Raw genomic sequence first — 21,805 nt, 5'->3', positions numbered from 1 at the left:
AATTGAAATTAACACCAACAACGCTTGGAAATCGTATTGAGGCGCTCGATATGCTGCGCGGGTTTGCATTACTCGGGATATTCATCGCGAATATGCTCGTATTCCATTCACCGTATTTGTATATGGATCCGTATTCATGGTTTAGTGCATCGAGTGATATGGCGGTCTTTAAATGGGTTGATATCTTCGTGGAAGCGAGTTTTTACCCGATTTTCGCCATGCTGTTCGGTTATGGTTTAAATATGCAATATGAAAAATCAATGGCAAATAAGATGTCATTTGCGCCAGTCATGGCACGTCGTATGGGCGTTTTGCTCGTCTTCGGTTTACTTCATGTATTGTTCATCTGGATGGGTGACATTTTGTTTACGTACGCGTTAATGGGCTTTATGATGATTGCGTGTGTTAGGATTCCGAAGAAGTGGATGTTACCGATTGCTGCTTTCGTCTATATTGTGCCTTCGGGAATCATTTATGGAATCACTTATTTTCTCAATAAATTGGATTCGAATGCAATAATGGAAGGCTACGCAGATATTCATCAAATTGAACGCTCGCTTGAAGCGTATGCCTACGGTAGTTATGGCGAAATCTTTAGCTTCCGTTTTACTGAATGGCTAACTTTGGGATTGACGAGTTCGTTACTGGGTATCTTCGTCGTATTGCCACTCATTATGATTGGGGCAGGGTTGTCTAAATGGAAAGTAATTGAGCGCGCCGCGGAATTGAAAGTGGGCATCGCAGTCGTGACTGTTGTTTCACTTGCTGCGGGCATATGGATGAAAGCTATACCACATACTAGTGGTCCTTCAATGGATGCACTTGTATTGCAAGAGCAATTCGGCGGTCCTGTTTTAGCAATTGGTTATATAGGTTTGTTGCTCTTACTCTATCAACTACCGTTTTTCCGCGCGATATTCCGTCCTATTTCAAAAGTAGGTAGGATGTCGTTGACGACGTATATTACGCAATCGATTGTGGCGACACTTATTTTTTACGCCTACGGTTTTGGCATGTATGGCAAAGTAGACTTGGCAACGGGAGTGGGTATTGCAGTTGGTGTGTTCATCATTCAAGTTCTAATTGCTGAACTTTGGCTGTCGAAATTCCGCATGGGTCCATTAGAGTGGTTGTGGCGCAAAGGAACATACGGAAAGAATTTGCCGAATAAAGAGGAAAAGGATCGGCCTTTGTCGTAGTAATCAGAATAAGGGTTTTACTAATGAAGGGATGGGCTGACAGATGAAATTATTATCGTTCCGTTACGAAGGCAGGACGTTATTTGGACCTAAAGTGAAGAAGGAAGATGCAGTATGGGATATGTTAGCGATTGCAGAAGCATTTGAGGATACTGATTTTCCACAAACAATCACGGAAGGTATTGCATCTGGTCTGGATTTCGTTGAAAAAGTACGGAAACTTGCTGAACAGGCGCGGTCGGATGAGAATTCGGACCGATTCAAATATGCATTCACTGCTATAGAATGGCTTTCGCCAATTCCGAGAACGCCTAAAAATATCCTATGTGTAGGCAAAAACTACGCTGACCATGCGGCGGAAATGGGCGCAGATGCACCACCTGAAAAGTTGATGATTTTCACGAAATCACCAACCGCTATTGCAGCGGATGAACAAGACGTTTCAGTCCATGCCGATGTGACGGATAGCCTTGATTATGAAGGGGAACTTGCGGTTGTCATTAGCAAGGGAGGACGTAATATCCCGAAACAATTGGCCTATGATTATATTTTCGGTTACACCATTGCAAACGATGTGACGGCGCGTGACGTGCAAGCGGCACATGGCCAGTTCTTCTTAGGAAAAAGTCTCGATGGATCGTGTCCAATGGGACCTTATATTGTGACGAAAAATGAAATACCGAATCCACATAATTTATCAGTTGTGACAAAAGTGAACGATGAAGTGAGACAAAATGGCAATACAGCGTCGATGATTTTCAAAATCGACGAACTGATTGCTGAAATATCACGTTATGTGACACTTGAACCAGGCGATGTCATTTTGACTGGTACACCTGCTGGCGTCGGTAAAGGCATGACACCTCCGACATTTTTAAAACAAGGCGATACTGTAAAAGTGTCCATTGAAAGCATCGGAACTCTCGTAAATAAGTTTGTTTGAGCAGTTTCCCTTTTGCGAATTAGTCAATTGTGATACGATTATTTAGTATTACTAATTAAATGAGGTGACTAATTTGGACGTATTAACAAACGCTACACATCTTCATATTTTCACATGGGTTGTTGGAATTATCTTATTCCTCGTTGCTGCAAGTATGGACACAGAGTCAAAAGGCAGAAAAATTCTTCATATGATTGCACGTCTATTCTACGTGCTGATTGTAATTACAGGCGCGGCGCTATTCTTTGAATATTCATCGCTTGATGGCGCGTTGTATGGCGTCAAATTCTTATTGGGTCTTCTAACAATTGGTATGATGGAAATGGTGCTCGTCCGTTCTGCGAAGAATAAGAGTGTCAAAGTAGTATGGATCCTATTTTTCGTCTTCGTATTGGCGACGATGTTCCTAGGATTTAAATTGCCATTTGGCATTACTTGGTTCGCTTAATCTTTACGGGAATGATTACTGAAAATGCGTTGTTTACGCAAACGGGGGATGAAGATGGAATCTAGTATCGGACCGATATTACTTATCGTTGTTTTGATGTTAATGGCATTTTTTGCTGTTTCCGTCATCCTGTTTTCCCGCAAAAAGCGGTCATCTACTGATGACGATGAACTGTTTGATGAATGAGACACCTGCTGGCGATTGTGCTGGCGGGTGTTTTTTATCGTTTTGATAACAGGTCTATTGATTAACCAAACAACTAGTAAATAACTTAATCAAACACTAGGCGCTTCGTGTACAGTATATTTGGATTACTTTGGATTGAACGACCTCTATACGATTACCGAGATGTCTTGATGTGTAGGGATGCGACTTCGTCGCATCCCTACACATTTTTTCGGTAATCGTATGGTGCTTATTCATCCGTCGCGCTCCAAATGCATTAGTACACAAAGGAGGCCACTGAAAAAGTCCAATTTCCTTCAATCCCGTTGATTTCCGTTCCGAGCGGACGCTTTCCGCGGGCACGGCTTCAGCCTCCTCGTCACTGCGTTCCTGCGGGGTCTTCAGCTCGCGCTGTTCCCGCTGGAGTCGCCGCTCTCCACTACAATCAACTATTTCTTACTATAAAAAGAACTTTTTCAGTGGCCTCACACAAAGTGCAAAAGCTTTTTTGTACGAAAGAATAGAGGGGCATCTACCTAGTTGAAACTTTCTTTAGGGTTTTCTCTTTTTTTACTAGTAAAGAAGTGTTACTTTCTACAAACTATCACATGATTACATACATAATATTTTCTAGAAGTAAGCAAGGAACGCATTGTACAAAGTGCAAGAGTGCCCGAAATTGCATCTACGGGCACTTACAATCTCTATAAAAAGTCATCTATTTTTTTCATTCAAACATAACTGCATTTTTCACTTGAACATTGAAGGTACGCGATAGGCAACTATTCACAACAGAATGACCGAAAAAAGTGTGGCTAGAAGTGACGGAGTCACTTCTAGCCACACATGCCTCTCGGAAAATGTGTCGTGATTATTTCGCCGAAAGCGAACCGCAAATGACCCAGTAAAAATGGATATTAACCATTTACCTGCTTTATACGCAAGTAAATGGTTAATAAAACAGACGTGAAAAGTTAATAATGTATAAGCTTATTCAATTTAGGTTGCTGTCTAGACTTCAGGTGCCAGCCCCTGGTCCCACACGAAGTGGGGCATGCAGTCGGTGCGACAGGACGTCGCGACTTTAGACTGCCTTCCTTTAAATTCAGTCTTGTTGAAAAGGCAAAGGGCGCCTTTATCATCAAGCCTTTCGACGTACAGGACGTACTAGTGCCGACGTTGCCACAGGACGTGGCGAATTTAGTCGGCCAGCGCTTTTCGGGGCTAAACGGCACCTTGCGCTTTTCCTTATTCACAATATCGACCTATTTCATTGGGAAGGATGAGGTTTTTGGCGTAAACAATGGCGACATGTGGCGGCGTTTGGTAAAATGACGAGTGACAGCTCGTATTGAGGAGGCAATTTTGTGAAAGCGAATAAATGGTTTGGACTTATTGCAACTTTTCTATTACTGGTATCTACCCTATCTCCAGCAGGGGTGTTTGCAGAAACGGAAAGAACAATAGAGGATGAAAGTATATATGATTTGCTTGTGGACCGGTTTAATAACGCCGATGGCAAGAACGACTTTGACGTAAATACGAAAGATTTGACGGCATTCAGTGGAGGAGACTTCACAGGTGTCGCTACGAGACTTGAGCATATTGTCCGAATGGGCTTCACGCTTATTTCACTTGGACCCGTCTTTGAAACGGAAACGTATGATGGGAGTAAAGTGCTTGATTATGCGAAACTTGACCCGCATTTTGGGACTTCAGAAGAATTTAGCAAGATGATTAAAGCAATTCATAAGCAGGATATGTCCGTGATTGCTGACTTCCCACTTGCGGGAGTGAGTTCGAATCATGTTTGGGCAAAAGAGGGAACTGTCAAAGTACTTCCTATTGCTGACGGAACAATCGATTGGGATACTTCGGATGCAGCAACACAAAAAGCATTGAAGGAAGCCATCGTTGATTTCATGGAAACGTATAAGTTGGATGGAATCCGTTTAACGAAGATTGATAAAATCGATACGGCGTTTTTGAATGAAATCATTCAAGCTGTAAAAACGGTTAAACCAAAAGCATATGTACTGACGAATGAAGAAAGTGACGCTGACTTCGATTCTGCTCCGAATAACGAAAAAATGAACGCAATGAGAAATTCATTCGTTAAATATGACGTAGATTCTTCACCGCTATCGATAGTGTCAAATGCAACCGAAAAGGAATTAATCCAGTTCGATGAATTAACAGGACCACGTTTTACATACGATATCGTGGAAGCAAGAATGTTCCCGCCGACACGGTGGAAGCTAGCCATTACGGCACTATTTTCAATGCCAGGCGTACCGATTATGCCTTATGGTACCGAAATTGCGGTAAATGGAGAATCTGCTCCTGAAAGTCATCAAATCATGAATTTCAAGATCGATGAGGAGTTAATTGACCATATCGGTGACCTTAACCAGTTGCGCAACCAATCAGAAGCTTTCCGTAACGGTGACTTTGAGATGTTACACAATGAGAATGGATTTACAGTGTATAAGCTTTCAAATGATAAAGAGACATGGATTGTTGCACTTAATAATACGACTGAGACAGCCAATGTAGAAATTCCGAAAGAAGTAATCGGGGACAATAAAAAATTACGTGGTCTACTTGATGGTGATTCGGTACGGGAAGGTAAGGATGGAATTTACCGCGTCGTACTAGAACGTGAAGTTGCAGAGATTTATATCGCTGATGAAGACAAAGGATTCAATACGCCTTATCTAATCGCATCGATTTTAATCTATGTCCTGTTCTTTGGATTCCTATTCATGGCTTGGAGAAAAGGACGTCAAGGCAGAAAAGATAGAAAAGCTGAAACGAAGGCGAAGTAAGACAGAAAACACCAGCATCGGCAAAGTTGCCGATGCTGGTGTTTTTTGATGTCTAGCTTCAGTCTTGCCGAAAAGGCAAAGAGCGCCTTTGTCGTCAAGCCTTCCAGCGCTTTTCGGGGCTAAACGGCGCCTTACGCTTTTCTTGTTATCGCGCTTTATAACCAATCATATTTACGGGATCTTTCGGCGATGAATAGGGTGGGGAGTAGCCGAGTTCAAGGGCTGCAAGGTCATCGACAGTCATTTTGCCCATGATTGCAGTTGCAATGACGTCAATTCGTTTGTCGACTCCTTTGTCACCGACCGCTTGTGCACCCAAGATGAGCCGGGATTGTTCATCATAATGAACACGCAGTAAAATACGCCCATGGTCAGGGTAATAGCCTGCATTCGTTCGGCCTTCATAGACTGCCGTGCCAAACTTGATACCTTCATCTGTTAAACTTTTCGCCGAATGGCCAGTCATAGCTGCAGTCAGCGCAAACAATTTTGTAATCGTCGTGCCGAGAAGCCCATTCATTTCGATTGGATTGCCGGCAAGATGGCGTGCGACGATGAATGATTGCCTATGCGCTGGCCAAGCGAGTTTCACGTTTTTCGGTTTACCGGTGAACCAGTCTTTGCATTCTGCCGCGTCACCAATTGCATAAATGTCAGGATCATTTGTCTGCATATAGCTGTTGACGACGATCCCTTTCGTCGGCCCGATATGTAAATCAGCTTCAATCGCGAGTTGCGTATCAAGATCGATTCCTATACTGGACGCGATAAAGTCAACGTCAAAGTTCACACCATTTTTCATAATCAAGCGCTTGCCTTCAATGCGTTCGATGGCATCTTCAAAGTAAAAGTCTACCTTATTATCTTTCATTTCCTTGCCAAGTACTTGTGAAATTTCAGGATCCATTAATGTCATGACGCGTTCATTGCGATCAATAAGCGCCGTTTGTAATCCTCTATGGATGAAGTTCTCAATAAGTTCAATCCCGATGAATCCGCCTCCAATAACAGCGCACGACTTCGGTTTTTCACGCTCTATATAGTCGATGATTTCTTCCATATCCCCAAAGCTCTTCAGCGTAAATAATGGCAAATCACCGAGACCTTTTAAGTCAGGTATACGGGCGATTCCGCCGGGCGATAAAATAAGTTTGTCGTAGGATTCTGTAAAGACATGATCTGTTTCCATATTACGTACTTCAACCGTTTTCTGTTCCCGATTAATGGCCAGTACATCATGCCCTAACTTGACGGTTATATCTCGTTGCTCGCTGAACTTTTCGGGAGACGAGCCGACTAGCTGCCATTTATCTTCGATTAATCCTCCGATGACATATGGCATACCGCATGTCCCATAGCCAAGTACCGGATCACGTCCAAATAATATGATTTCAGAATCTGGAACTGCGCGTCTAATTTGTGCGGCGACAGTGGAACCACCCGCGATTGCACCGACAATGAGTACTTTCATCAACAAATCCTCCTTTAAATCAATTCCTGATTAAATTTATTCAGGAAAAAGACGCCTACTGTACCAGGACCAACATGTGCACCGATAACAGATCCAATCATATGGATTTCGATATTTTTTGGATGAAATAACTCTTCTATTATGGCTTTTAATTCGAGTGCTATTCCTTCGTCGTCGCTATGGCAAATTGCAATTGTCTGTTCAGCTAAATTATCGCCGCGCTCCGCCATAAGATCAGCCATACGGCGCAATACTTTTTTGCGGCCACGGTGCTTTTCGATAGGAACGAGTTTGCCGTTTTCGACATGGAGTAATGGCTTAATGTTGAGCAGCCCGCCGATGAATGCACTCGTTTTAGATACGCGACCGCCGCGTGCCATATAATCAAGGTCTTGCACGGTGAAGAGGTGCTCCATATGTGCCGCCATGTATCGGATTTTACGCTCAATCGTTCGAACATCGTCTTCTCCCGCATCGCGTAGCCGAACTGCTTCTTTTACAAGAAGACCGTAACCAAGCGAAGCGCATCTTGAATCGATAATAATAAGGTTCATTTTTGGATTCGTTTCTTTTGCTTGGTCTCCGGTCATGATTGCGGTGTCGAATGTACCGGATAACTCTGAAGAAAAAGCGATGTAAATCCCACTTTCACCTGATGATGCGAGTTCCTTCCACTTTCGAAGGAACAGTTCAGGTGATACTTGTGATGTTTTAGGTTGCTTGCCGTTGCGAATTGCTTGGTAGACTTCTTTTGAATCGATCGTCATTATATCGTCGTACTCTTTGTCATCGATGAGGACGCGTAATGGGAAGAGCGTTACATCGTTGTCTTCGAAAAATGACTTTGGTAAATCACTGGCACTGTCCGCAAATATTTTCATATAGACCCCTCCGTTGGATAATTGTAGTTATTCCAAGTGTAACCTTTCGCGGAGCACTCGTGCAATGCCATCCTCATTATTCGTGTCTGTCACTTCATTCGCAATTGATTTCAATCTGTCAATTCCATTTCCCATTGCCACTCCGATGCCGGCATAGTCTATCATTTCAAGGTCGTTGTCTTCGTCACCAAAAGCAATAATTCGATCTTTTGGAATATCCATCCACTTCGAGACGTGTGAAAGTCCGACAGCCTTATTCAAGCCATGCCGAACGATTTCAATGACTTTCCACGGTGCTCCCCATTGACGATGATCAATGACTTCCGCGTGTACATCACCAAGATGGCGTCTGATTGCATCAACTTTATCGTCAGGTGCATGGATCAGTAAACTTGTAGGATCGACTTGCAAAAATTCACGAATGTCTCCCTGCGTTATTTTAGGCTCACCAAATCCAAAAATGTCGAGCAGTTTTTCATCGTGATGGTGCATGTATACATCATCCATCACTTCTGCAACAATATTATGGAATGTAAATTGCTGCATAGCATCAATGACATCTTTCACCACGGGAAGAGAGATCGTTTCATGGATTGTTTTCCAAGAACGATTATCAGGATGGTGAACGAACGCACCGTTGAAGTTGACAATCGGTGTTTTAAGCCCGAGTTGACGGTAATACACTTCGCTTGCTCGGTATGGTCTTCCGGTCGCAATCATAATGTGATGACCTTTTTCTTCTGCCTTTTTCAATGTAAGCTTGGTTTTATCTGAAATTACTTTTTCGTCTGTAAGTAATGTCCCATCAAGATCGAGGACGATTAAATGTGGCTTCAAAAAAACGCCTCCTTCTATAAATAGTCTATCGTTAACATATGATTCAAGTCAAAAAATCCAGTCATGAAATCGTGCCTTTTGTTTTTTTAGAAAAACTTTGGTACGCTCAAGTGAAAAGGAAAAGGTGTGATTTCAATGAATGTTACTGAAGAGTTATGGGGCGATATCCCCTTATTACATATAGTTGAGGATGAGTTTAAAGACAAACAAGTTCCAGTTGTTATTTTTATTCATGGATTCATGAGTGCTAAAGAACATAATTTGCATTATGCCTATAATATGGCGAAGAAAGGCATCCGAGTTCTCTTACCTGACGCGCATCTACACGGTGCTCGGGAAGATAATCTTGATGAAGTCCAACTGAGTCTACGTTTTTGGGAAATCGTTTTGACGTCAATTGAAGAAGTGAGTGTCATTCGTGAAGAGCTAGTGCAACGCGGACTTTTTACTACAGGTAAAATTGGTTTAGGAGGCACATCGATGGGCGGCATTACGACGCTCGGCTGTCTTGCTGTCTATGATTGGGTCGATGCTGCCGCTGTTATGATGGGAGCTCCAGGCTTTGTTCAGTTAGCGAAAGCACAAATGTCTGAGTTCGAACGTCGCGGTTTTACATTGCCTGTTACTGAAGATGAAAAGAAGAAATTACTCGCCACATTATCTACGTTTGATTTAACGAAACATCCATCGGCATTGAACAATAGACCTGTCTACTTTTGGCATGGTAAGCAGGATGCGGTTGTGCCATACGAACCGACACACAACTTCTATCAGGCCATCAAGAAGGAGTATGCTACTGAACCGGAGCGAATTGAATTTGTTTCAAGCGCTACCTCGGGGCATGCCGTTTCTAGAGCCGGAATGCTTCAGGCGGCTGATTGGCTTGCCTGCCATTTGAAATGAACAGCCGAACTCTGCTATGATGAAGCTAGTAAAAACAAGGAATGAGGGATGAAGATGAGCCAGGATATGAAAGATAGCATGATGGGGGCACTTGAAAACGTTATTGACCCGGAACTTGGAGTCGATATCGTCAACTTAGGTCTAGTTTATGATGTAGAGCTTGACGAAGAAGGAACGTCAAAAGTGACAATGACACTAACATCGATGGGTTGTCCAATGGGGCCGCAAATCGTTGCTAACGTTACACAAGAACTGATGGAACTTCCAGAAGTGAAAAACGTAGATGTTAATATCATTTGGAGCCCACCATGGTCAAGAGATAATATGTCTCGTTATGCTAAAATAGCGTTAGGCGTAAGATAATAGAAAATAGTAAAGCCGTGTGACTTAGAGATAAGTCGCGCGGTTTTTTTGTTGGTTTCACGGGTAAATCTTCACAACAGATTATCCTTACGTACAGGTACTTTCGGATCGCTGTGGACTGAACGATTACTATACAATTATTGGGATATCTTGCTGAGTAGGGATGCGACAATGTCGCATCCCTACTCATTTTTTCGTTAATCGTATGGTGGTAGTTCGTCCGTCGCTCTCCAAAAATACCGGTACACCAAGTGCCAAAGCTTTCGGGAATGAATGAATAGCCACTTTGCTATCCAATAAAGGAGCAGCCAAAGATGCAATTTTGGCTGCTTACTCCTTCTTTATAGTATTTCCTTTTCAAATTTAAGGCAGGGTTATTTTCTATCTAGCGGCACACTGTTACTTGTCTGATCCTTGCTAAAATAAGCAAAGAGGGCTTTATTAAAAGTAGTGAAGTGCCCGAAATTTCATCTTCGGGCTCTTGCAACCTCTCTAGAAAGCTAGTTATTCTTTCATCTTCCAAAGTAGTTGCATTTGTCACTTGAACAATGTAGGTATGCGACGGACAGATAGTCGCAACAGGATGACCGAAAAAAATGTGGCTGGAAGTGACGAAGTCATTTCCAATCACATTGAACCCGTGGTAATAGTATTGTGATTATTTCGTCCAAAGCAAGCCGGAAATGTACACGTGCAAATACAGACTTGTATGCTTTTCTATCAGGTGCTTCATCTGAAAAAGTGGTTCATCAACAGACATTATATTTCTCACTTAAAAAGGAATATCGAAATAATGTCGAATGGTATAGATATGAGAAAGAATTCCAATAAGGGAGAGTGTTCAAATGTCGATAAAAACTGCGGATGTATGTGATGATTTTTCAAACGAATTGCAAGTGTGTTCAACGGTATTTAAATCGTATGGCAAAAGCAAAAGATTTTCTGGCCCAATTGCTACTGTGAAAGTATTTGAGGATAACGTTCTTGTGAAAGAAGCACTGCAAACTATTCCGGAAGGTAGTGTTCTTGTTGTCGATGGCGGAGGTTCAAAAAGATGTGCGTTAATGGGCGGCAATTTAGGTGTTATCGCTGAAACCCGTAAACTCGCAGGGGTTATTATCTACGGATGTGTTCGCGATACAGCAGAATTAATCGAACAAAATATTGGTGTGCTGGCACTAGGCAGTCATCCGTTGAAGAGTACAAAAGAGGGAAAAGGGGAACAGGACAGTAAACTGCTTTTCGGAGATATAGAGTGGAATCCCAATCACTTTGTCTATGCGGACGAAGACGGAGTAGTGGTAGCCACTCGTAATCTGTACAGCTAATGACAAACCCTAAGACACTCCTTTGTAGAGGTCTTTTCTTATCATTCATCGCCGTGCAAATCGCTTTACTTTCAATCAAATTCATCTTATAATTTAATTAATCAAAGATAGTCAAAGTCAGACGTTGACTTATAGAAAGGCGGATGTATATGCGAATGGACGGACAGCAAGAAGACCAGCGTACACCTCTAGAACAATTTGGACGGAATCTCGTTGAAGAAGTTAAAAAAGGGAAAATGGATCCCGTTATTGGTCGTGATGAGGAAATACGTAACGTCATTCGGATTTTATCAAGAAAGACTAAAAATAATCCTGTTTTAATCGGGGAACCGGGTGTCGGCAAGACGGCAATCGTTGAAGGACTTGCGCAACGAATTGTGAAGGGCGATGTGCCAGAAGGATTGAAAGATCGCCAAATTTTTGAACTTGATATGAGTTCACTTATCGCGGGTGCAAAATACCGTGGTGAATTTGAAGAGCGTTTAAAAGGCGTACTGAAACAGGTGAAAGATAGTGCAGGGGAGATCATTCTATTCATTGATGAAATCCATACAATTGTCGGCGCGGGGAAAACAGAAGGAGCAATGGACGCTGGCAACATGCTGAAACCAATGCTAGCACGCGGTGAATTATACTGTATCGGAGCAACGACACTTGACGAGTACCGGTTATATATCGAAAAAGATCCTGCGCTTGAACGCCGTTTCCAGCAAGTACTCGTGCGTGAACCGTCCGTGGAAGATACAGTGTCGATTTTACGGGGATTGAAAGAACGCTATGAACTTCATCATGGTGTGCGCATCCATGACCGTGCAATTGTTGCAGCGGCAGCATTATCAGACCGTTATTTAACAGAGCGTTTCTTGCCGGATAAAGCAATTGACTTAATAGATGAAGCGAGCGCGATGATACGGACTGAAATCGATTCAATGCCATCCGAATTGGATGCGGTGACACGCCGGATTATGCAGCTTGAAATTGAAGAGCAAGCGTTACGTAAAGAAAAAGACGCGGTCAGTAAAAATCGTCTTGAAGTACTTCGTGATGAACTGACAGAGCTGAAAGAATCGTCTGCAGGCATGCGGGAGCAATGGGATTCTGAAAAAGAAACATTGCGTGGAATCCAGGATAAGCGAGAAAAGCTAGACCGTTTCCGACGTGAACTGGAAGAAGCTGAAAATCGGTTTGACTTGAATAAAGCTGCAGAACTTACTTATGGAAAAATCCCGAATCTAGAGGAGGAGTTGCATGAACTTGAGGCCGCGCTTGTAGAGGGACAGGAAAATCGACTGCTCCGTGAAGAAGTGACGGAAGAAGAAATTGCAACAATTGTCGCGCGTTGGACGGGTATTCCGGTAACGAAACTTGTTGAAGGTGAACGTGAAAAACTACTTCGTCTGCGTGAAACACTTGAAGAGCGTGTAATTGGGCAGGATGATGCTGTACAACTTGTGACGGAAGCCGTGTGGCGCGCACGTGCGGGCATTAAAGATCCAGATAAACCAATTGGTTCATTCCTATTTTTGGGACCAACTGGGGTCGGTAAGACAGAGCTGGCGAAAACGCTCGCTGCGACATTGTTTGATTCGGAAGATCATTTCATCCGCATCGACATGTCGGAATATATGGAGAAGCATAGTATATCACGGCTTGTTGGCGCACCTCCAGGCTACATCGGTTACGAAGAAGGTGGTCAATTGACGGAAGCAGTACGACGCAATCCGTATTCAGTGGTGCTGTTAGATGAAATCGAGAAAGCACATCCGGATGTCGCAAACATCTTATTGCAAGTATTAGATGACGGCCGAATCACCGATAGCCAAGGCAGACTCGTCAACTTTACCAATACTGTCGTCATTATGACTTCGAATATCGGCTCTGCCTACTTGCTTCATGGGCTAGACGATACAGAAAACCATGCAGCAGAAGATCTAGTCATGGCCGAATTAAAAAATCATTTCAAACCAGAGTTATTAAATCGAATGGATGACATCATTATTTTCCATTCACTGACAGGTGATTCATTCCGCAAGATTGCACGGAAAATGATTGAAGACCTAGTTAAACGATTACGTGGACAGGAAATCATTATGGAATATAGTGAAGATGTGCTCGATTGGATTGTCAATGAAGGAACAGATGCCGATTTCGGAGCTCGTCCATTGAAACGCTTTATCCAACGACATGTTGAAACGATGGTTGCAAAAGAAATTATTAAAGGCGATCTTAAACTAAATGATAAACTCGTTCTAGCTATGGAAGACGGGAAATTAGTTATTCAAACAGATTAAAACAGAAAAAGCCGCAGGAAGTTTGAACTTCCTGCGGCTTTTTCTATAGTATCCAATCACGTCTATTGATTAACTATTTTCTTACATAAAGAGCAGGTAAGAAAGGCTTAAAAAACGCCATTTTCACTGGATCATTCCCGATCCGCTTTCAGAGAATTATTCACGACAACCTTACCGAGGGGCAAGTGTGGCTAGAAACGACTTCGTCATTCCTAGCCACACCCTTTTCAGTAACCCTGTTGCGAATTGTTTCCTATCGCGTTCCTATAACGGTCAAGTGAAAAATACAGCTGCTTTAGAATAAAAGAATAGATGACTTTTTATACATGTTGTAAGTGCCCGAAGATACAATTTCGGGCACTTTAGTACTTTGTACAAGGTGTTCCTTGTTTACCTTTAGTAAAGGGTATGCATCTTATCATGCGATGGACTATAAGAAAGTGACTCTTTCTTAACTAAAAAAGACAAGACTATGGAGAAGGCTTCAGCCGACAAAATTGTATCTTTGGCGGCTATTATCTAGATAAGAAGCCCCGTTATTCTTTCGTCCCGAAAAATTTTAGTACTTTGTGTACTTAGGAATTTGGAGCGCGACGGATGAATAAGCACCATACGATTACCGAAAAAATGTGTAGGGATGCGACAAAGTCGCATCCCTACACATCAAGACATCTCGGTAATCGTATAGAGGGCATTCAATTCAAAGCAATCCAAACAACCTGTACACGAAGCGCTTAGTGTTTGATTCAGTTAATTACTGGTTGTTTTTGGTTAATCAACACAAGTAGTATCCAATATAAAAACCATCCCCAGCGAGGGAGATGGTTTTTTGTTGATTAATGATCTGCAATTTCGCCTTCTGGGAAAGATTCAGCCAGTAAGATAACGATTACAGAAACGACAAGCGAAACATATACGCCTGGCATGAAGTCAAATGGCAAGTTAGCAATTGCTCCAGAAACATAGTTCAACATAGTGATTAAACAGAAAGACCAGAAAAATGTCATTACGTATTTCATTGAATTCACCTCTACATTACTATTTCATATTTAATCATATCACAGTGGTTACATTGGAGAAACTAATTTCCATGCAAACGGAACTTTATTTGGCGAAAAAGTGTCAACAGGTTGAAAAGTGAGCCCGTTTCTTTTATGATTAAGAGCAGGTACTAATAATAGATGATAAAGAACGGGGGATGCGGAATGACTGCTGGATTTATCGGCATGGGTAAATACGTACCATCACACGTTTTGACGAACGCGGACCTAGAAAAGCGTTTGGATACATCGGATGAATGGATTCGTACAATGACAGGCATCGAAGAAAGACGCATCGCAGACGATTCAACGGATACGTCTCATATGGCATACAACGCTGCAGTGGAAGCGATTAACAACGCAGGGATCAAACCAGAAGAAATCGGACTTATTCTTGTAGCTACAGTCACACCTGATCGACCTTTTCCTTCAGTGTCGACAATGCTTCAACAACAGCTCGGCGCAACCAATGCGGCGGCTATGGACATTTCAGCGGCTTGTGCAGGGTTCATGTATGGCGTCGTAACGGCGAAACAGTTCGTCGAATCTGGCACATATGATTATGTCCTAGTTGTCGGAGTTGAAAAATTATCTAAAATTACCAATTGGGAAGACCGCAATACCGCCATTCTTTTCGGAGATGGAGCGGGTGCAGCTATTATAGGAAAAGTAAGTGAAGGACGGGGAATCCTGTCATTCGAACTCGGTGCAGACGGTAGCGGTGGCAAACACCTTTATCAGGATGAAAAACTTGTTATGAATGGCCGTGAAGTATTCAAATTCGCAGTCCGTCAGATGGGCGAATCCGCAGAAAGCGTTATTAGAAAAGCGGGTCTAATGAAGGAAGACGTCGATTTCCTTATTCCGCACCAAGCGAATATACGAATTATGGAATCTTCTCGTGAACGACTAGGTTTACCAGTAGAAAAAATGTCCAAGACAATCCATAAATATGGCAATACATCTGCCGCGTCCATTCCAATTTCACTTGTCGATGATCTAGCTGAAGGCAGAGTGAAAGATGATGACGTTATTGTCATGGTTGGATTCGGCGGAGGTCTCACTTGGGGCGCAATATGCATTAAGTGGGGAAAATAAAAAAGTACACATGTTTTGTAGTGTATGAAAAGTGACAAGAAGCGTCAGTCTTTATAGAATAGAAGGGAAGTTTTCACATATGGGAATAAAACGTGTAGTAGTAACAGGTATAGGGGCAATTTCTCCAGTCGGGAATTCAGCGGAGGAGTCTTGGAAAGCGGTCTTGGAAGGGAAATCTGGAATCGGACCACTAACAAGACTTGACAGTGATAAGTTTCCTGTAAAAGTGGCAGCAGAAGTGAAAGATTTTGATATAGAACAATATATCTCTCGGAAAGACGCGCGTAAAATGGATCGATTCACGCATTACGCACTTGCGGCATCGATTATGGCAATGAAAGATGCAAATCTTGAACTTGAAGGAGATTTAGCTCTTCGCACGGGTGTCTGGATTGGTTCAGGCATCGGTGGTATGGAAACGCATGAGCAACAGTTTCTAACGTTCCAAGAGAAAGGCTATCGACGTGTTAGCCCGTTTTTCGTACCAATGATGATTCCCGATATGGCAGCGGGCCAAGTATCGATTTATCACGGAGCAAAAGGCATTAACTCTTGTACCGTAACAGCTTGTGCATCAGGCACGAACTCGATAGGAGATGCATTTGAAGTTATTCGCCGCGGTGATGCTGACGTTATGATTACTGGCGGAGCAGAAGCGCCAATCACAACAATGGCAGTTGCTGGTTTTTGTGCGAATACAGCATTGTCGTTAAACCCCGACCCTGCAACCGCATCACGTCCATTTGATAAAGAACGTGACGGTTTTGTAATTGGAGAAGGAGCTGGTATCTTAATCCTTGAAGAGTACGAGCATGCAATTGCACGCGGTGCGAAAATTTACGCTGAACTAACCGGCTATGGTGCAACAGGTGATGCGCACCATATTACGGCTCCAGCTCCTGGGGGCGAAGGTGGCGCACGCGCGATGCAACAGGCGATTGAGCAAAGTGGTATCAGTCCAGATGAAATCGATTATATTAATGCTCACGGAACGAGCACGCCATATAACGACCAATTCGAAACAATGGCAGCGAAAACAGTTTTCGGCGAACACGCTTATAAACTCACGATGAGCTCAACAAAATCAATGACAGGCCATTTGCTCGGCGCAGCAGGCGGATTGGAAGCAATCTTCACGGTGAAGGCATTGCAAGAAGGAATCCTGCCACCGACAATGAATTTTGTGAATCCAGATCCTGAGTGTGATCTCGACTATGTAACTGAAGGTGCGCGCAAAGCGGACATTACGTACGCTATGAGCAACTCACTCGGTTTCGGCGGACATAACGCATCACTCGTATTCAAAAAAGTATAAGTTTAAGTTAGCAGGACGTTCCAGTTTACTGGGGCGTCTTTTTGTTTATGTAGTTTTGGGCTTGTTCAGAAAGATTCGCGGCTTGCCCTGATAGTTTGGCGATTAGCCCTTACAGTATGGAAGTTTGCCCTCAGAGTTTAGTGATGCGCTCCCAGTTTCTTGGCTTGCCCTGACAGTTTGGCGATTTGTCCTTACAGTATGGAAGTTTGCCCTCAGATTTTCGCGATGCCATCCCAGTTTCTTGGATTGCCCTGACAGTTTGATGATTTGCCCTCACAGTGCGGAAGTTTGTACTCAGATTTTTGCGATGCGCTCCCAGTTTCGTGGATTGCCCTGACAGTTTGATGATTTGCCCTCACAGTGCGGAAGTTTGTACTCAGATTTTTGCGATGCGCTCCCAGTTTCGTGGATTGCCCTGACAGTTTGGTAATTAGCCCTCACAGTACCGAAGTTTGTCCTCAGAGTTCCGCAATGCGCCAACCCACCCCGACACATTCAAAGTACTATCTTTTTAAATTAAATGGCCCCCTTCGTCTAAAAGGGGGCCATGCTGTCATATAATCAAAGAAAATCAAAAGGACGATGCTAATGACACGCATATTTTTATTTCTAATTAGTTATGGGCTAATTGTTGTTACTGTTTCACAAATAATATTTTATTTTAATTACAGATCATTCGGTTACGACTGGTATCAAATCATTTATTTTATAATACATACGGCAGATTTTGCGTTATTCGTCGTAGCAACAATCATGATTATTCTTACCGTCTACGTCCGAGTCCCATCGCGACTTCCATCTTCCCGAGAGTGACAGCTGCAATCGCATTTGCTTTCACTGCGCCTTCATCCAAAATTTCATCTAGGACAGGCGAATCCAAAAGTTCGTAGTATCTCTCTTGGATAGGTGATAGATGGTTGATGACGGCTTCGGCTACGCCAGCTTTAAATGCGCCATATCCAAGTCCATCATATTTCACAACAAGATCTTCAATTGAAACATCACTTAACGCTGATTCAATTGTCAATAGATTCGATACACCTGGTTTATTTTCAACGTCGTATTTCACGATGCCTTCAGAATCTGTTACTGCGCTTTTAATCTTTTTCTCGATTTCTTTGGGTGTATCAAGTAGCGAGATAGTCCCTTTTTTATTAGGATCAGATTTACTCATTTTCTTTAACGGATCTTGGAGTGACTTAATGCGTGCACCATTCTTTGGAATTCTGACTTCTGGAATCGTCAAGATACCGCCGAACCTTTTATTGAACCGCTCTGCTAGATCACGCGTCAATTCAAGATGCTGCTTTTGGTCATCGCCAACCGGGACGATATTAGTGTTATATAGAAGGATGTCAGCAGCCATAAGTGGTGGATATGTCAGAAGCGCCGAAGAAACGCCCTCTTTCCCATCTGATTTATCTTTGAACTGCGTCATACGCTCAAGTTCACCGATATAAGCAATACATTGCATCATCCAGCCTGCTTGCGCGTGTGCAGGGACTTCTGATTGGATAAACAATACCGCTTTCTCTGGATCGATTCCACTTGCAATATAGATTGCAGCAAGAGAACGGATTGTTTTTGCCAATTCCACTGGATCTTGCTGAACTGTGATAGCATGCTGATCGACAATACAAAATAGGCATTGATAGTCATTTTGTAACTCTGTAAATTGACGGAAGGCACCGATGTAGTTGCCAAGTGTTACTGTTCCTGTCGGCTGTACGCCTGAAAAAATGGTTTTCATTTTGAAAAACTCCTCCTGTTTGATGGATAAAATAAATTGTTAAGGCTACCTAATATGATGAAAAAGCTCCGATGGAAGACGGCTTAAGTTCATCACGATGGAAGGCAACCAAAGTTCGCCGATAACGGAAGGTAGTCTAAGAACGCGACGTCCTGTCGCAACGACTACATGATCAGCATCCTGCTGACCCCGGCAATGGTTGCACACCTACATGCTGTAGACGCAAAAAAACATCAGCCGTCCCCGTAAAAAAAGGGACGACTGATGTTTGATCAACCGTGGTACCACCCGAATTGCCCGAAGGCCACTCTGATTCCCATAACGCGGGGGACGTGACGAGCTTCTTTAGGGCTAATTCAAAAAGTCCATATACTTTGAATTAGCTCAAAAGGTTCGCTTATCAAGCTCGGGATCCCATTCTTTCGGTTCAGTCTACCTGTTTGCACCACCCACAGGCTCTCTGAAAGACTGATACTGAAATACTTTTTTCCGTCATTGCCATTCGCTCTAAATGTTTCTAATAATTATAAATCTTACACTGGAAAAATGCAATAGGCTTGCTCCTTAAATATAAAAAATAAGGAGCGCGATTCCCATCATAATAAGAATGAGTGTACCGCTTCCGAGCATTGGACTTACGTTTCCTGAAAAAACTTCTGAAGGCTTCCGCATCGCCATAACATCATCCATCCGACGTTTAGGTGTAACTACTTTTCTCATGCTAACGGTAAATACATCGAAAAATCCGGTTGAAAAAACGAAAGAGACCAGACCAAGAAATGTTAGTACGCCACCAACGATGAAAGATGCGTTTATATAAGAGAGTAAAGTGAGCTCTTTAAAATAGAGTAGAATAAGCAGAATAATTATTACATGTGCAATCAGAATATTCCTAACTATTTTCTTCATATTTCCACCCCGTTCCAAAGTAATAGTAAAGTATTGGTAAGAAAAAATCAATATAACAGAAGTATATCAATAAAAAATATGAATTAATTTATCGTTGTAAGCGTTGTCAATGCAGGCTTTGTCTATATAACGCTGTTCTATTACACTAGAAAATTTCAAAAAGGTATGTACAACTGTGAGAATCATTGTATAATATAAATGTACCTAGTTTTCAGACAATTTTGAGGAGGTCATCGATTTGAAAAACCACAAATTTATGTGGCTAATTAGTATCATGCTTGTACTTAGCGTGTTCTTAGCAGCGTGCGGCGACAAAGAAGAAGCAGGCACTACTGAACCGGTAAAAGACAAAGAAGAGGACAAAGGAACTACAGAAGAACCAGCTAATGAAGAAGTGGCGCAAGTTCTGAATCTGATTGAAACAGCAGAGATTCCTTCTATTGACTCATCAATTTCAGAAGATGCTGTAGGTTTCAACGTACTGAACAACATTATGGAAGGACTTTACCGTCTTGACCAAGACAGTCTTCCAGTACCTGCTATGGCAGATGGAGAACCTGAAATCAGTGAAGATGGATTGACATACACATTCAAAATCCGTGATGCACAATGGTCTGATGGAACACCTGTAACTGCGCATGACTTTGTATATGCTTGGCAGCGCGCAGTCGATCCGGATACTGGTTCACCTTACGGACCATATTTGATGGCAGGCATGATTAAAAACGCAACTGAAATCGGTGAAGGAACTGCAGAAATTGCAGATCTTGGAATTAAAGCAGAAGACGATAAAACACTTATCGTTGAACTTGAACGTCCAGTTGCTTACTTCCTATCACTTATGTCTTTCGGTACATTCTACCCACTTAACGAAGAATTCGTAACTGCTCAGGGTGATAAATATGCAACTAACTCTGAAGCAATGATCTATAACGGTCCATTCTCATTAGCTGATTGGGATGGTACTGGTAACTGGAAATATGTTAAAAATGACAAGTATTGGGATGCTGATACTGTAAAACTTGAAGAAATCATTGTTGACGTCGTTAAAGAAACTGCAACAGGTGTAAAATTATATGAACAAGGCAAGAAAGACCGTGTACTACTTTCTGCTGAATATGCAATGCAATTTGCTGATGATCCAAATATCATCAATGAGCTTGAAACATCTGTATTCTACTTTAAACTGAATCAAGAACGTAACGGTAAAGCTACACCACTTGCAAATGCTGACATTCGTAAAGCATTCGCAAGAGCCTTCAACAAAGAAGAGTTAGCAGATGCAATACTTGCTAATGGTTCTATTGCTGCTAACTTCCTAGTTGCAGATGACTTTACTTTTGATGCGGATGGAAAAGATTTCCGTGATTACAGCGGTGAATTCTCTGCATATAACGTTGAAGAAGCACAAGAATATTGGAAAAAAGGTCTGGCAGCACTTGGAACAGACAAAGTGGAAATTGAAATTCTCGGTGGCGACACTGAAAACGCTAAAAAACAACAAGAATGGTTCAAATCGGAATTTGAAAGAAACCTTCCAGGTTTGACAATCAAACTGAAAGAAGTTCCTTTTGCTGTTCGTCTTGAACTTGATGATACAAGTGATTATGATGTTCAATCAGCAGGATGGGGCCCTGACTTCCAGGATCCAATCTCGTTCATGGAATTGTTCGTAACGGGAAGTCCACAAAACAAAATGAATTACTCTAACCCAGAGTATGACAAGCTTATTGAATCTACAAAAACTACAATTGCAACTGATCCAGTAGCTCGTTTTGAAGCATTTGCAAAAGCTGAAAAAATTCTTCTTGAAGATGATGCAGGTCTTGTACCTCAGTATCAACGCGGAAGAATGGTTCTTATGAACCCTGCTGTAAAAGGTCTTGCTACACATCCATTCGGTGGCGACTATAGCTACAAATGGACGTATATGGAAGCTGCAGAAAAGTAAGAAGTATAACTTGTTAGCTTAAAATCTTATAGAAAAGAGAGTATATGGGCATTTATGACCATGTACTCTCTTTTTCACTGAGGTT

Annotated in this window: 18 protein-coding genes and 1 other annotated feature; of the genes, 12 read left to right on the top strand and 6 right to left on the bottom strand. The window is 42.4% G+C overall.

Annotation, left to right across the window (positions count from 1 at the left end; translation table 11 throughout):
• Positions 1-2 precede the first annotated feature (2 nt).
• The 5 genes from ACGLYD_RS13850 to ACGLYD_RS13830 all read left to right on the top strand — a co-directional run bounded on the left by ACGLYD_RS13850 (position 3) and on the right by ACGLYD_RS13830 (position 5,583).
• Positions 3-1,199 (top strand): DUF418 domain-containing protein, encoded by a 1,197-nt coding sequence (locus tag ACGLYD_RS13850; protein ID WP_342538841.1) that lies wholly within the window; start codon positions 3-5, stop codon positions 1,197-1,199.
• Between the two features lie 43 nt (positions 1,200-1,242).
• The gene (locus tag ACGLYD_RS13845; RefSeq protein WP_067211921.1) at positions 1,243-2,142 is read left to right on the top strand and encodes a fumarylacetoacetate hydrolase family protein; all 900 of its coding nucleotides are present in this window, start codon (positions 1,243-1,245) and stop codon (positions 2,140-2,142) included.
• Positions 2,143-2,215: 73 nt separating this feature from the next.
• Positions 2,216-2,590 (top strand): YisL family protein, encoded by a 375-nt coding sequence (locus ACGLYD_RS13840; RefSeq protein WP_067211918.1) that lies wholly within the window; start codon positions 2,216-2,218, stop codon positions 2,588-2,590.
• A 54-nt stretch (positions 2,591-2,644) separates the two neighbouring features.
• Positions 2,645-2,776 (top strand): hypothetical protein, encoded by a 132-nt coding sequence (locus tag ACGLYD_RS13835; protein WP_255428477.1) that lies wholly within the window; start codon positions 2,645-2,647, stop codon positions 2,774-2,776.
• 1,346 nt (positions 2,777-4,122) lie between these two features.
• A complete protein-coding gene (locus ACGLYD_RS13830; protein WP_342538840.1) occupies positions 4,123-5,583 on the top strand; it encodes an alpha-amylase family glycosyl hydrolase in 1,461 nt (486 codons plus the stop codon).
• Between the two features lie 145 nt (positions 5,584-5,728).
• Here the strand turns inward: ACGLYD_RS13830 and ACGLYD_RS13825 are convergent, their stop codons facing one another.
• From ACGLYD_RS13825 to ACGLYD_RS13815, 3 genes are read right to left on the bottom strand one after another with little or no spacing between them, the layout of a single operon-like run.
• Positions 5,729-7,054, bottom strand: a complete 1,326-nt coding sequence (locus tag ACGLYD_RS13825; RefSeq protein WP_342538839.1) for a CoA-disulfide reductase — start codon at positions 7,052-7,054, stop codon at positions 5,729-5,731.
• A 14-nt stretch (positions 7,055-7,068) separates the two neighbouring features.
• A complete protein-coding gene (locus tag ACGLYD_RS13820; protein WP_187045532.1) occupies positions 7,069-7,935 on the bottom strand; it encodes a DegV family protein in 867 nt (288 codons plus the stop codon).
• A 27-nt stretch (positions 7,936-7,962) separates the two neighbouring features.
• Complete coding sequence (locus ACGLYD_RS13815; protein ID WP_067211906.1) at positions 7,963-8,772, bottom strand: Cof-type HAD-IIB family hydrolase; 810 nt, start codon at positions 8,770-8,772, stop codon at positions 7,963-7,965.
• 135 nt (positions 8,773-8,907) lie between these two features.
• On the opposite strand from ACGLYD_RS13815, the gene ACGLYD_RS13810 reads away from it, so the two are divergent.
• The 4 genes from ACGLYD_RS13810 (at position 8,908) to ACGLYD_RS13795 (ending at position 13,657) form a co-directional block, all read left to right on the top strand.
• Positions 8,908-9,675 carry a prolyl oligopeptidase family serine peptidase gene (locus tag ACGLYD_RS13810; RefSeq protein WP_399628480.1) on the top strand — a complete coding sequence of 256 codons (768 nt, stop codon included), beginning with the start codon at positions 8,908-8,910 and terminating at the stop codon, positions 9,673-9,675.
• A 54-nt stretch (positions 9,676-9,729) separates the two neighbouring features.
• Entirely contained in the window at positions 9,730-10,038 is a 309-nt protein-coding gene (locus ACGLYD_RS13805) for a metal-sulfur cluster assembly factor (RefSeq protein ID WP_067211901.1), read from the top strand.
• 845 nt (positions 10,039-10,883) lie between these two features.
• Positions 10,884-11,366, top strand: a complete 483-nt coding sequence (gene rraA, locus ACGLYD_RS13800) for a ribonuclease E activity regulator RraA (RefSeq protein WP_399628477.1) — start codon at positions 10,884-10,886, stop codon at positions 11,364-11,366.
• A gap of 155 nt (positions 11,367-11,521) precedes the next feature.
• Entirely contained in the window at positions 11,522-13,657 is a 2,136-nt protein-coding gene (locus tag ACGLYD_RS13795; RefSeq protein ID WP_342538836.1) for an AAA family ATPase, read from the top strand.
• An 836-nt stretch (positions 13,658-14,493) separates the two neighbouring features.
• On the opposite strand, the gene ACGLYD_RS13790 is transcribed toward ACGLYD_RS13795, so the two are convergent.
• A complete protein-coding gene (locus ACGLYD_RS13790) occupies positions 14,494-14,676 on the bottom strand; it encodes a DUF2929 family protein (RefSeq protein WP_067211898.1) in 183 nt (60 codons plus the stop codon).
• Between the two features lie 186 nt (positions 14,677-14,862).
• On the opposite strand from ACGLYD_RS13790, the gene ACGLYD_RS13785 reads away from it, so the two are divergent.
• On the top strand, positions 14,863-15,795 hold the full coding sequence (locus ACGLYD_RS13785; protein WP_067211895.1) for a beta-ketoacyl-ACP synthase III: 933 nt from the start codon (positions 14,863-14,865) through the stop codon (positions 15,793-15,795).
• 79 nt (positions 15,796-15,874) lie between these two features.
• Positions 15,875-17,110: a beta-ketoacyl-ACP synthase II gene (gene fabF, locus ACGLYD_RS13780; RefSeq protein ID WP_067211893.1), complete on the top strand. Its 1,236-nt coding sequence runs from the start codon at positions 15,875-15,877 to the stop codon at positions 17,108-17,110.
• A 763-nt stretch (positions 17,111-17,873) separates the two neighbouring features.
• Here the strand turns inward: fabF and trpS are convergent.
• Both trpS and ACGLYD_RS13770 read right to left on the bottom strand, forming a co-directional pair.
• Positions 17,874-18,860: a tryptophan--tRNA ligase gene (trpS, locus tag ACGLYD_RS13775; RefSeq protein ID WP_187045527.1), complete on the bottom strand. Its 987-nt coding sequence runs from the start codon at positions 18,858-18,860 to the stop codon at positions 17,874-17,876.
• A gap of 250 nt (positions 18,861-19,110) precedes the next feature.
• Positions 19,111-19,365, bottom strand: a binding site (T-box leader).
• A gap of 59 nt (positions 19,366-19,424) precedes the next feature.
• Positions 19,425-19,769: a DUF3899 domain-containing protein gene (locus ACGLYD_RS13770; RefSeq protein ID WP_067211888.1), complete on the bottom strand. Its 345-nt coding sequence runs from the start codon at positions 19,767-19,769 to the stop codon at positions 19,425-19,427.
• Between the two features lie 238 nt (positions 19,770-20,007).
• On the opposite strand from ACGLYD_RS13770, the gene ACGLYD_RS13765 reads away from it, so the two are divergent.
• Positions 20,008-21,720, top strand: a complete 1,713-nt coding sequence (locus tag ACGLYD_RS13765; protein WP_067211885.1) for a peptide ABC transporter substrate-binding protein — start codon at positions 20,008-20,010, stop codon at positions 21,718-21,720.
• Positions 21,721-21,805 lie beyond the last annotated feature (85 nt).

It is taken from the genome of Sporosarcina sp. SG10008 (assembly GCF_044569405.1).
In the GTDB taxonomy this organism is placed as follows: Bacteria; Bacillota; Bacilli; order Bacillales_A; family Planococcaceae; genus Sporosarcina; species Sporosarcina psychrophila.
Note: the sequence above shows the minus strand (reverse complement) of the source record. Positions and strands in the feature narration are given on the sequence as shown.